Source organism: Pseudomonas leptonychotis (assembly GCF_004920405.1).
GTDB lineage: Bacteria > Pseudomonadota > Gammaproteobacteria > Pseudomonadales > Pseudomonadaceae > Aquipseudomonas > Aquipseudomonas leptonychotis.
On record NZ_RFLV01000009.1, the window covers coordinates 1 to 11,631 of the forward strand.

General features: G+C 46.1%; 12 protein-coding genes. All 12 read left to right on the forward strand.

Features of this window, described 5'->3' with window-relative positions; all coding sequences use genetic code 11:
- The first annotated feature begins 477 nt into the window (after nt 1-477).
- The 12 genes from D8779_RS20325 to D8779_RS20385 all read left to right on the forward strand — a co-directional run bounded on the left by D8779_RS20325 (nt 478) and on the right by D8779_RS20385 (nt 11,444).
- Complete coding sequence (locus tag D8779_RS20325) at nt 478-1,209, forward strand: hypothetical protein (RefSeq protein ID WP_136666436.1); 732 nt, start codon at nt 478-480, stop codon at nt 1,207-1,209.
- A 95-nt stretch (nt 1,210-1,304) separates the two neighbouring features.
- Nucleotides 1,305-1,721, forward strand: coding sequence for a hypothetical protein (locus D8779_RS20330; protein ID WP_136666437.1), 417 nt, complete (start codon nt 1,305-1,307; stop codon nt 1,719-1,721).
- Nucleotides 1,722-1,806: 85 nt separating this feature from the next.
- On the forward strand, nt 1,807-2,796 hold the full coding sequence (locus tag D8779_RS20335; RefSeq protein ID WP_136666438.1) for a S1 family peptidase: 990 nt from the start codon (nt 1,807-1,809) through the stop codon (nt 2,794-2,796).
- Nucleotides 2,797-3,738: 942 nt separating this feature from the next.
- A complete protein-coding gene (locus tag D8779_RS20345) occupies nt 3,739-4,314 on the forward strand; it encodes a hypothetical protein (RefSeq protein ID WP_136666440.1) in 576 nt (191 codons plus the stop codon).
- A 200-nt stretch (nt 4,315-4,514) separates the two neighbouring features.
- Nucleotides 4,515-4,802 carry a hypothetical protein gene (locus tag D8779_RS20350; protein WP_136666441.1) on the forward strand — a complete coding sequence of 96 codons (288 nt, stop codon included), beginning with the start codon at nt 4,515-4,517 and terminating at the stop codon, nt 4,800-4,802.
- A 432-nt stretch (nt 4,803-5,234) separates the two neighbouring features.
- The gene (locus tag D8779_RS20355) at nt 5,235-5,792 is read left to right on the forward strand and encodes a hypothetical protein (protein WP_136666442.1); all 558 of its coding nucleotides are present in this window, start codon (nt 5,235-5,237) and stop codon (nt 5,790-5,792) included.
- Between the two features lie 91 nt (nt 5,793-5,883).
- Nucleotides 5,884-6,453, forward strand: a complete 570-nt coding sequence (locus D8779_RS20360) for a RipA family octameric membrane protein (RefSeq protein ID WP_136666443.1) — start codon at nt 5,884-5,886, stop codon at nt 6,451-6,453.
- A 482-nt stretch (nt 6,454-6,935) separates the two neighbouring features.
- Nucleotides 6,936-7,481, forward strand: coding sequence for a hypothetical protein (locus D8779_RS20365; RefSeq protein WP_136666444.1), 546 nt, complete (start codon nt 6,936-6,938; stop codon nt 7,479-7,481).
- A gap of 95 nt (nt 7,482-7,576) precedes the next feature.
- On the forward strand, nt 7,577-8,017 hold the full coding sequence (locus tag D8779_RS20370; protein WP_136666445.1) for a hypothetical protein: 441 nt from the start codon (nt 7,577-7,579) through the stop codon (nt 8,015-8,017).
- Between the two features lie 440 nt (nt 8,018-8,457).
- Nucleotides 8,458-9,210, forward strand: a complete 753-nt coding sequence (locus D8779_RS20375) for a DUF4393 domain-containing protein (RefSeq protein WP_136666446.1) — start codon at nt 8,458-8,460, stop codon at nt 9,208-9,210.
- A 433-nt stretch (nt 9,211-9,643) separates the two neighbouring features.
- Nucleotides 9,644-10,018: a hypothetical protein gene (locus tag D8779_RS20380; protein ID WP_136666447.1), complete on the forward strand. Its 375-nt coding sequence runs from the start codon at nt 9,644-9,646 to the stop codon at nt 10,016-10,018.
- Between the two features lie 1,042 nt (nt 10,019-11,060).
- A complete protein-coding gene (locus D8779_RS20385) occupies nt 11,061-11,444 on the forward strand; it encodes a hypothetical protein (protein WP_205895862.1) in 384 nt (127 codons plus the stop codon).
- The last annotated feature ends 187 nt before the right edge of the window (nt 11,445-11,631 follow it).

The window sequence follows — 11,631 nt, forward strand, 5'->3', positions numbered from 1 at the left end:
ATGGCTTCGAGTTCAATATTTACATGGTCTATGTACCCTAATGCATACGCCGCATAACAATTGGTTCAAACCGTTCGCTGCGCTCTCTGGGACGGGCTAAAGCCCGCCCCTTAACCAAACGTTAGGCGGCACAGCAAAGCTCGGGATAACAAGGAAGTTATGCGTACAAATAACAATGTTCGGATGCAGTCTGTAAGCCCTCAGCGGTCGTTCAAATCCGGCCCGAAACACTCGCATTCGATAATCCAAACATTCACATCAGCAGCAGGCCAATCGGCACGCGGCGGCCTCAATCTACAAGCGCTTCAACCTGACAGCCTGCACGCGTATGCTTCAAGCCACCAATCCAAAAGCACCGAACAATCACGTTCAGCGCCCGCCGTTACATCTCGGCGCGGCCTAACAAATGGTTCAAACCGTTCGCTGCGCTCACTGGGACGGGCTAAAGCCCGCCCCTTAACCAAACGTTAGATATTTATGCCAATAACCGAGCTGTTCACAAATGCGTCAACTTGGACAAATGAGAACCAGGGTGTTCTCACTGTCGCACTTTTTATCGTCACCGTTTTTTTTGGCTGGTTTAGCGGTATTTTTTCAGCTTTGCGTCGGAAGCCAAAATTCAAAATAGAAACTATTCCCGGCCCAACGTTCAGCTGCACATATTTAACCGGAAACAAGCACAATGAATATGATGCTCATCAAACAGCCATAGCTATATATTTGTATATCTCAAATGTGGGCGCTGCACCATCAAGCATTCACAAAATCAGAATTGCTTATCATTGGAACCTAACGCCATGGAGTTTTATTTGGCTGAAAAATACCATTGGCTGGTTTTGGATTGAGCACCAAGCAGTAGCAATTACTGATTTTCAGGCAAAAATCGGAGGTAGCATAAAAGTCTACCCATTCCTGACACAGAGAAATTATCTGTCACCCGCAAAGTCAGAAACCTTTCTCGAAGTAGGACAGTCCACAAATGGTGTTGTTTACTTTGAACAACCCGAGAGCTGGGGCGGTTGCTTCCCCAAATCAGACAAGCAGCAAGTAAAAGTCAAAATAGAAATTACCGATGTGTTTGGTCGCCGTCATAAAGCCACAATTAGAATCCCGGCAGTATCACTAGAAGAAGCCCGGAAATATAATCCAGAGTTTGGAAATACGCTTTTCAACATTCAAAGCATAGAATCAACCAGCAATGAAGTTTAAACATCTAACAACTGGTTCAAACCGTTCGCTTCGCTCACTGGGACGGGCTAAAGCCAGCCCCTTAACCAAACGTTATGCACTTCTAGGAGGTAACCGTGGACGCAGCTGAAATTGATGAGAAAAATCTCAGTGCTGCTGAAGAACATGGTTCTAGAACTCATCAGGCAACTGGCCAAAATGACTTCGCCTTTGCATACAACAAAGAAATTTATCGTTTCACCGATGGAATAGTTAAACGAGTATGCACGGCAGAGCCAAGACTCATTGAAATTGTCAACAAAGGTAGTAGTGCAAACCAAAGAAACCACTATCTTTTCGAGGTTCACTCAAAAAGATTAGAAGCACCGGCAAGAATTCTCATGTCGCCAAAAATAATGGTTTCACGAAAAGCATTTTCTGTTGCACTTTTAACCTATGTCCCGTGGGCAAGCTTTGAAGGCAACACGTCAGACCTTGGCAGATTTCTGTCTTATGCATCGGAAGAATATTTTTCCCGTGAACGAAGAGCATAACAACTGGTTCAAACCGTTCGCTTCGCTCACTGGGACGGGCTAAAGCCCGCCCCTTAACCAAACGTTAGACTCTGAAAGGATACTTATGCAGCTTGCTACTGAAATACTTAGATTCTTTCACATCGACTTTTCCGATGGAGCTGAACCTCAAGCTATTCGAACGATAGAAGACTTCTCGAAACTAAAGCCTGAGTGGAATGAAACACTAGACTTGCAACTTGTTTTCAGAATTTGCTCTCAACTAGAGCACAATGGTTACCTTTTAGAGGCCAGCACTTCAAATCCTCACCCAGTCTTAGGAAGAGGATATGTAGCACCAAATTTTGATGAGAGAAGAGCTAGTTATGGCGAATATGAATTCGCTGGTTATGGGTTTGGTCTTTTACGCGAACAGCTTGGCCCAGCGGTTCGCCCTGTTGTTGTCACGACCTCAAACGGCACCGAAGACATTGGAACCTGCTTTCTTCTCGGAAATCAATGCACCCTATTGACAGCACGCCACGTTGTAGAAGGTATGCAGCGCATTGAAATCCCTGATAAGGATGGAAAGGCCATCCATATTCAGAAATTAGTAGTACCCGAAGACCCTAACCTTGACGTAGCTCTTGTAGTAGCAAATGCCCCTCTAAACGATATCCCTTATTTTCGGTGCAGCGACTCAAGCGTACTTGATGAGGTACTTTGCCTTGGCTTTCCACCAATCCCCGGTTTTGAAGCAACCCTAATTGCTGATCTTGCTACAGTTAACGCCGAGGTTAAGGCTTCGACTGGCCGCATGGTGGCGTCAGGGCAGTCATACCTTGATCGACAAAAGTACTTTCTAATTAACGCCCGCGTCAAAGGCGGGAACTCTGGAGGGCCAATTGTTAACCGTCAAGGTTATGTTGTTGGAATTCTCGTCCAGACCTCAATGTCTGCTAACGATCAACAAAGTCTAGACTCGCTTGGTTACGGTGTTGCAACACCGAAAAGCGAATGGATTCATCTATTAGCCAACGAAAACACAAAAGTGCATGGAGGTATTGCGTTGCCATTTGAAAATTTACCCGGCGGCGGATTTCGCACTAACATTTAATACAGCCATGAGTAATTCACTCACCGCGTAGCAGCGTCTAACAAGGCGCTCAAATCGTTCGCTTCGCTCACTGGGACGGGCTAAAGCCCGCCCCTTAGCTTAATCGTTAGGCGGCACAGCAAAGCTCGGGAAAACATGGAAGTTATGAGTACAAATAACAATGTACGGACGCAGTCTGGAAGCCCTCGCCAGCCGTTCAAATCCGGCCCGAAACACTCGCATTCGCGAACTCAAATACGCACATCAGCAGCAGGCCAATCGGCACGCGGTAGCCTCCATCTACAGGCTCTTCTGCCTGACAGCTCGCACGCGTATGCTCCAAGCCACAAATCCAAAAGCATCGAGCAATCACGTTCAGTGCCCGCCGTTACATCTCGGTGCGGCCTAACAAATGGTTCAAATCGTTCGCTGCGCTCACTGGGACCGGCTAAAGCCGGCCCCTTAACCAAGCGTTAGAGCCCACAACATGCATTTGGTGATCCATTTCGAATCTCGGCTATTTGATATATCTGACGAGCCTGAAAATTCGATAAACCCGACTCGGGGTATATCTTTTCTTCTATGGCTACGTAGTCGCGTTCATGCACACCTGAACATGTCGGCTCCAGAGCCCGAAGACTGGGGTTGGTATTCCAACGTTGAGTGGCAAGGACGAAATTACATGATTGGGGCTTGTGCCCACGAAAGCCCAGATGGAAATCACGAATGGATTCTGCAAATCGAAAAATTTCGTAGTTTCAAAGAGCGGCTTATGGGTAAGGCAAAATTATCACCAGAAGACCCTTGTTATTCGTACATCTATACACTGGTGGCTGAAGAGCCGTCATTCACTGAAATCGCCGTCGTGTGCGGGCCCTAACTAGTGGTTCAAATCGCTCGCTTCGCTCACTGGGACGGGCTAAAGCCCGCCCCTTAACCAAACGTTAGCCCCTAGGAGATAGCATGGAGGTGTTCTTCAATATTCTCGCAGCTCTTGGCGGAGCTTCGGTAGTTTTAACAGGGCTATTCGCCTACATCGGAAACTCACGACTAGAGAGCTACAAGGCACAACTGCAAGCAGCAAATGAAAAAGCCAAAAGCATGCTTGAAAGCTCTGTACATGTAAGCAAGTCACAATTCGACAAAGAATTTGCAATCTATCATCAAATATGGGCATGCCTTATAAAGTTGAGAGCCAGAACCCTATCACTGCGTCCCATGCTTGATCATGTTGATCCAAATGAGTCAGAGGAAGAGCGCGTAAATAAGCGACTCATGGCATTTGGCGAAACATTTTATATTTTCAGAGATGTCATGGAAGAAAACAGACCATTCTATTCAATCTCTGTATATGAGTCGCTACAAAAAATATTCCACCTATGCCACGAAGAATCAATTGAATATCAATACAAAGAAGATGGTTGGAATATCGAATACTGGAACAAAGCAAAAGTAAATCACGAAATAATAACCTCTGAAATTGAAGCATGTTGCGAGCTTATAAGAACACGTATCTCCTCCATGTCTGTGGCAGCCTAGAGGCTAACTAGTGGTTCAAATCGCTCGCTTCGCTCACTGGGACGGGCTAAAGCCCGCCCCTTAACCAAACGTTAGGTTCCATCTCAATGCCACGATTTCTTAAGTCTGTAGCACTAATTACATTAATTTGTATGACTTCCTACCTGAGTTATTTGGCTGGCACATACAGAAGTTATAAATCAATCGAGCACATACACTTAATGAACCTGTTCGAACTTGAACTTGCTGAAGCAAGGCATGACGAAGGTATTGTTCAGGCTCTTGCGGATGGAAACAAAGAACCAATATTTATGCTGGCGCAGCACCGCTACTTTCTACGAATCCTAGATCTTCACGAACAACTTGAAAGTAAAGAATATCAACCATATCAAAATATAGTTCGCGCACATATTGCCAACGCACAATCACTGCAAAGAAAACTCTCATATAAATTCCCCACTGCAGAGAAAAACAAAAAGTGGGAGCTTCTGAACTATAGTGGCCGGTAACCTAACTAGTGGTTCAAACCGTTCGCTTCGCTCACTGGGACGGGCTAAAGTCCGCCCCTTAACCAAACGTTAGGCGGCACAGCAAAGCTCGGGAAACAAGGAAGTTATGCGTACAAATAACAATGCACGGATGCAGTCTGCAAGCCCTCGCCGGACGTTCAAATCCGGCCCGAAACACTCGCATTCGTTAACTCAAATACGCACATCTGCAACAGGCCAATCGGCGCGCGCTTGCCTCAATCTACAAGCTCTTTTGCCTGACGGTTCGCGCGCGTATGCTCCAAGCCACAAATCGAGCAGCATCGAACAATCACGTCTGCGTCCGGCGTTACACCTCGGCGCGGCCTAACAAATGGTTCAAACCGTTCGCTGCGCTCACTGGGACGGGCTAAAGCCCGCCCCTTAACCAAACGTTATAACCCGAGCAAAGAAATGAGTTCATACCGAACAGATAATAGAGAGCGACTTATTAAGCTGATTGAACAGATATCAGTCGATAAGCAACCTGAAGGATGGACTCATGTCGCCTCGATAGCTGTCGGAGGGCTTCTTTCTGTTGGCTTCTCCCAGAAAGGAGCCTACTTATTAGTCGTATCTAGCTCCGGCCGCAGCGTTATTTACTGCAAAACAGGCGAAAAAATTGAACGCGACTACGAAGAATACGCAGAATTAAGCGACCTCGGACTTCACTGCCGAGGAATCGGGCTAATCGCGGATGAAGTCGTATCGCTTTGTGGCATTAATGGAGGCGGCCTGCCGCTCACAAACAGAGCGGGAGAAGTGCTAGAGGTTGTTTCTCCAGAGTGGCCTGAAAGCCATCTAATTCTATGCAAACCGTTCAAAAACGCTCTCATACCTGGGCATCAATCTGACTGCAAAATAATTTACACAGACTACTTAAGAGCATATGGTTTTTCGTGGTGTGGTAACTACATAGTAGCGGCTTGCGGCAGCGATCTTGATATATGGTCCCGTGAGTCGGAGTTATAACAAGTGGTTCAAATCGCTCGCTTCGCTCACTGGGACGGGCTGAAGCCCGCCCCTTAACCAAACGTTAGCCAACAATCAACTAGAGAAATTTATGGCGAATGAAACACCAAAAGATTTCGAGGCATTATCTCAACTTTATAAGTTGTGCATAGAAACACGGAATTTTGAAATATCACAGTTGATCAACAGAAATAGCTTCTTCATGATTTTCCAAGGAGTGCTATTAGCAGGAATAATACAGTCAGCTGGAAACATTGCAATAGTAAGCTTTGTTGGCTGTCTCTGCGGCTTATTAGTATCGTTACTCCAAACAGGTATGGCCTGTGGAGCGAAATACTGGCAAGAGTATTGGGAAACAAGTACGGTACTTGCTGAAGAAGAAATATTGAAGAATGTTGAAAACGATACAGAAAGGCAAGCAATGTATCAGCTTTTTTCGATGTCACCAGAAGCCATGCATGAGCAAGTAAGAAAAAGGCTATACGAGAGGAAATCAGGATTTATAGTTTCCCATTTAATACTGAAAAAATATTCAGCTAGTAAAATACCTATCTATGTCGGAATGGTTTTCTCAATAACTTGGTTTTTCCTATTGCTAGCTACAGTAGAGTTCGGTTGGTGCTTACAAGTGCCAGAGTTTATTGTCGGCTTTAAAGGCTAACAACTGGTTCAAATCGCTCGCTGTGCTCGCTGGGACGGGCTAAAGCCCGCCCCTTAACCAAACGTTAGGCCACAACATGAGCCTTGATAATCTTCAACAGTATTCGGCATCAACGAGGGAACTCGTTCTTCCCTTGCCGCAGGCTCTTGAAGCAATTGAACTAATGGAACAACTCAAAATTCCAGTATTTGGCTGGGAGGGCTGGTTACGTCTTCCAGATGGTCGCATTGGTCATTCAGTCTTGCATCAGGGCACAGCAGTCGAGTGCGCAATTACTACATCTTCAGAATACGCCTGGCTAAAGCGGACTATCCGAGAATCCTACAATTTACATCAGTCGAACCCCGAAGCGCCTAGTACTGAACTGCTCTTCTGTATAACCATAGGAGCCTAACAAGTGGTTCAAATCGTTCGCTTCGCTCACTGGGACGGGCTAAAGCCCGCCCCTTAACCAAACGTTATACGCACAAGGAAGAACGTAGATGAGCACCTTCTCTGGCCCACTTGGCTCTCACAAAGGATACATCGTCCATATAGCTCTACAAAACTGCTCTGATTATTTTGAGCTATGCGAAGGGCAGAGAGAAAATGATACTTATGGAAAAATTCGCTCCAAGTACAAACGACTACGCCTTTTCTTAAATGCCGCAGAGTCAATTAACAATATTCCTGATTACATTTTTCACGAGTACAAAGATAAGTACGGATGGAGAAAAGAAACTGATGTAAGAACGCTTCTTTCAAATAAATCAAAAATCCACGAAACCATAAACACCTTAGCCAATGGTTATAAACACTGCGTTCGCAACCCTTCAAAAGACCCAAGCATAGCGAAAGAGATCGACGCAGCTGACTTCCAAGAAATAAGAATAATTATCGACGCAGACTTGGCTGATCTTAAAGATTTGAATATAGAATTTTCGTTCGACAGCATAGAAGACGAAGAAATTCTCGGCGAAGCTTTCCGATTCTGGGTTGACTATCATAACAACCCTAATTTACCTATGCTTCTTGGTGTGTGCGTATAACAAGGCGCTCAAATCGTTCGCTTCGCTCACTGGGACGGGCTAAAGCCCGCCCCTTAGCTTAATCGTTAGGCCACACCCACAAACGAGAAATTGTCATGAGCGAAAATCCTTACGCGCCCCCACAATCAGAACTAGTCGGCACCGACAACTTAAATCGAAACATCGCATGGAAAGTATATTTTTATTTCATGCTGGCACTAACATTTGTAGGAGTTGTGGGGTTATTAACGGTTGAGGATGCCGGGGCGGCAGAGTTTATATCTCTAATTCTCGCAATACCTTCATTAACGGGCTTCTTTGGCTATGTGTTCAGCAAGAAAATATTAACTCGCAAACTATGGGTTATTAACTTCTATGTTCAAATAACATGGCTCGTTCTTTACTACTTCGTAACAACAGCTGACTTGTCCGCAGGAATGGACCAGCAACTATATGTAGTAAGCACCGCTGTAATGTGGGCATTATCTATCCCCTATTACATTGCACTTTTTCTATACGCCAATAAAAAATATCCAATTTGGCTTGAAAAAGCCTAACAAGTGGTTCAAGCCGTTCGCTACGCTCACTCGGGACGGGCTAAAGCCCGCCCCTTAACCAAACGTTAGGCGGCAAAGCAAAGACCGGGAAACAAGGAAGTTATGAGTACAAATAACAATGTACGGATTTCAACTGAAAGCCTTCGGCGATCGTTCAAATCCAACCTGAACGTCTCGCATCCGCGAACTCGAATATTCACATCTGCAACAGGCCAATCGGCACGCGCTTGCCTCCATCTTCAAGCTCTTTTTCCTGACAGTTCGCACGCGTATGCTTCAAGCCACACATCCAACAACGTCGAGCAATCACGTTCGGTTCCAGGCGTTACATCTCGGCGCGGCCTAACAAGTGGTTCAAACCGTTCGCTTCGCTCACTGGGACGGGCTAAAGCCCGCCCCTTAACCAAACGTTAGGGCTCACTCACCCCTGAGGCACGTCCATGGGAACTGAAGACAAAAGTTATGGAGTCGTAACCGACACAATCGGAAAGGTCGCATCTGATGTTTATGCAGACGTTGCTCGCCCAGCCGCACGACAAATTGGCTCTGCCCTAGAAACTCTATTCAAAGTCAGCTTGTCGCCCGTATCAATGCTCGACTGGGGTTTTGAACAGTCTAAAGACTGGTTGAAGAAAAAAGTTGAAGAACGAACAAGTAAAACCCCACAAAATTTTCTTCGCACGCCTCCAAATAACATAGCAATTCCAGCATTAACCTCTATATCCATGTCTGCCGACGCACCAGAACTTCGCGAACTATACGCAGAGCTTTTACTTAAGGCTATGGATTCTAGAACGGAACCTATGGTTCACCCTTCATATATAAATGTAATCGGTCAACTTACATCGCAAGAAGCCTTGGTCTTCATTAGCTTTCAAGAAATTGGTAGCACTACGCTTTTTCAAGAAAATAACGCAAGATATTCGCACGGAAATGATTTAACTATTGAAATACAGTTTATTAATCATTGTCTTTCCATAGGTTTAGAAAACACCAAATACATGCAATTATGGCTAGAAAACTTACAACGCCTTAAGCTTATCGATTTGCGTGAATACTCAGAGGTAAGCTATGTAGAGCCTGACGCTGATACTCCATACCCAAGTGTAAACAATCGAGAAGACCGCTACTTAGAACTAACCATATACGGTCGAGAATTTCTCAAAGCATGTACGCCGCCAGATGCAGTCTAAACCCTAACAAATGGTTCAAACCGTTCGCTTCGCTCACTGGGACGGGCTAAAGCCCGCCCCTTAACCAAACGTTAGGTGCATAACATGGGATCGTCTCGCCTCAGAGTTACCGCGAACATCAGTCAGCAAAAGCTTCTGATCATTGAGCCATGGGCGCATGAAATAGAGCTCGAATTAGCAACTGACTACGACCTAATCGCGGACGCTGCGGAGCAACCATGGTTTGAGGTGGAATCACTAGAGGACTGCTTAATTATTTACGTTAATGGCAATGGATCCACATATAAATTATTGCATAAAGATAAGATAATCTCCGAAAGCAACAATCGTACACCTTACATATAACTGGCAACACCTAACTAGTGGTTCAAATCGCTCGCTTCGCTCACTGGGACGGGCTAAAGCCCGCCCCTTAACCAAACGTTAGGTGTTTATGGAAATTGCACTGTATATATCGGCCATCCTTGTTCTTTGTGTTGCTGCAGCCCACTCATATCTCGGCGAGCGCTACATACTAATTCGCCTTTTTCGCAAAAATGATTTAACTAAGCTATTTGGAAGCACAGAATTTACCACTCGTACGTTGCGTTTTGCTTGGCATTTAACTTCTATTGCATGGCTTGGTCTTGCCAGCGTTTTAGTCCTTCTTGCCCACCCACCTATTCAGCCCCGAATTATTGGTTTGGTTATAGGTATTATTTTTCTTGCTCACTTTGCAATAGCACTCGCTGGCTCAAAGGGTAAACACTTATCATGGCCGGTGTTTCTTATAATTGGTGCTCTAGCAATCTATGCAACAAACACCTAACAACTGGTTCAAATCGTTCGCTGCGCTCACTGGGACGGGCTAAAGCCCGCCCCTTAACCAAACGTTAGGCGGCAAAGCAAAGCTCGGGAAACAAGGAAGTTATGCGTACAAATAACAATGCACGGATGCAGTCTGGAAGCCCTCGCCGGCCGTTCAAATCCGGCCCGAGATACTCGCATTCGATAACCCGAATATTCACATCAGCAGCAGGCCAATCGGCACGCGCTTGCCTCCATCTACAAGCGCTTCAACCTGATCGCCCGCACGCGTATGCTCCAAGCCACAATCCAGTAGCGCCGAATAATCACGTTCAGTGCCCGCCGTTACATCTCGGCGCGGCCTAACAAATGGTTCAAACCGTTCGCTGCGCTCACTGGGACGGGCTAAAGCCCGCCCCTTAACCAAACGTTAGGCGGCAAAGCAAAAGCAGATCGAACATGGAAGTTATGCAATCAAATAACAAATATTTCTCTCAGCAAATCGCTCATCGGCAGCGTTGCCAAAAATCCACTCAGAACGTTTTCGTTCTTACCCGATATTTTGTAGTGCCTGGACAAATCCAACCCGCAGCATTTGCTTGGCTCTCGCCGTTACACCGCGTGCACCCACATCCGACTCGCGGCCGGCACGCGTATTCAAGCTCGCCTCTTTCAATCTGCACGCCCGCGCACGTATGCTCCAACCCACAATCTGAAAGCTCACACGCGCATGTTCAAATCCACACATCCAGCGGCATTGAGCAATCACGTTTTGTATCCGGCGTTCCATCGGGGCGCGGCCTAACAAGCGGTTCAAATCGTTCGCTGCGCTCACTGGGACGGGCTAAAGCCCGCCCCTTAACCAAACGTTATAAGACAAGGATAGTTTTGTGCGCGAATTCATAGAGCTAATAAAATCACGCTCCGATGAACATGACATGGCGTTTTCACGCATACACGACCTTCCTGGATCAATGATGTCCATTCTTCGGCAGGAGCTTGATTCCCTAATTAGGGTTCTATACCTCCTGTCTATCCCTGATCTAATAGAAAGAAACAGGTTGATGGCCTGTACCATCAACGGAGAACGCTGGACTGTTCAGACCCCAAAAAGAAAAATGGCCATTGTCACTGACGCAATGATGGTTGAAGTAGCAGAAAATTTCGCGGGCTGGGCTCGCTCTGTATATAAATTCGGTTGCGCATTTATCCATCTCTCTAACTTCCATGGTTACAATGCGCTCAACCCACTTGATTCCATATCGGCAGAAGAAAAATCAGACATTCTCAGTCACATGCGCAACTACCATGGTGGCCCGACGTCGGACAGCCCAACGTTCCATGAGCTGGCTAGTTATTTCCCAAAAGTCTTCGAGAAAATTAAGGGCAATCTAGAGTGCTACTTAGACATGCTGTCAGAGAACGCCCCTCCGGAGCATGTCTTATAACTAGTGGTTCAAACCGTTCGCTTCGCTCACTGGGACGGGCTAAAGCCCGCCCCTTAACCAATCGTTAGGCGGCACAGCAAAGCTCGGGATAACAAGGAAGTTATGCGTACAAATAACAATGTTCGGATGCAGTCTGTAAGCCCTCAGCGGTCGTTCAAATCCGGCCCGAAACACTCGCATTCGATAA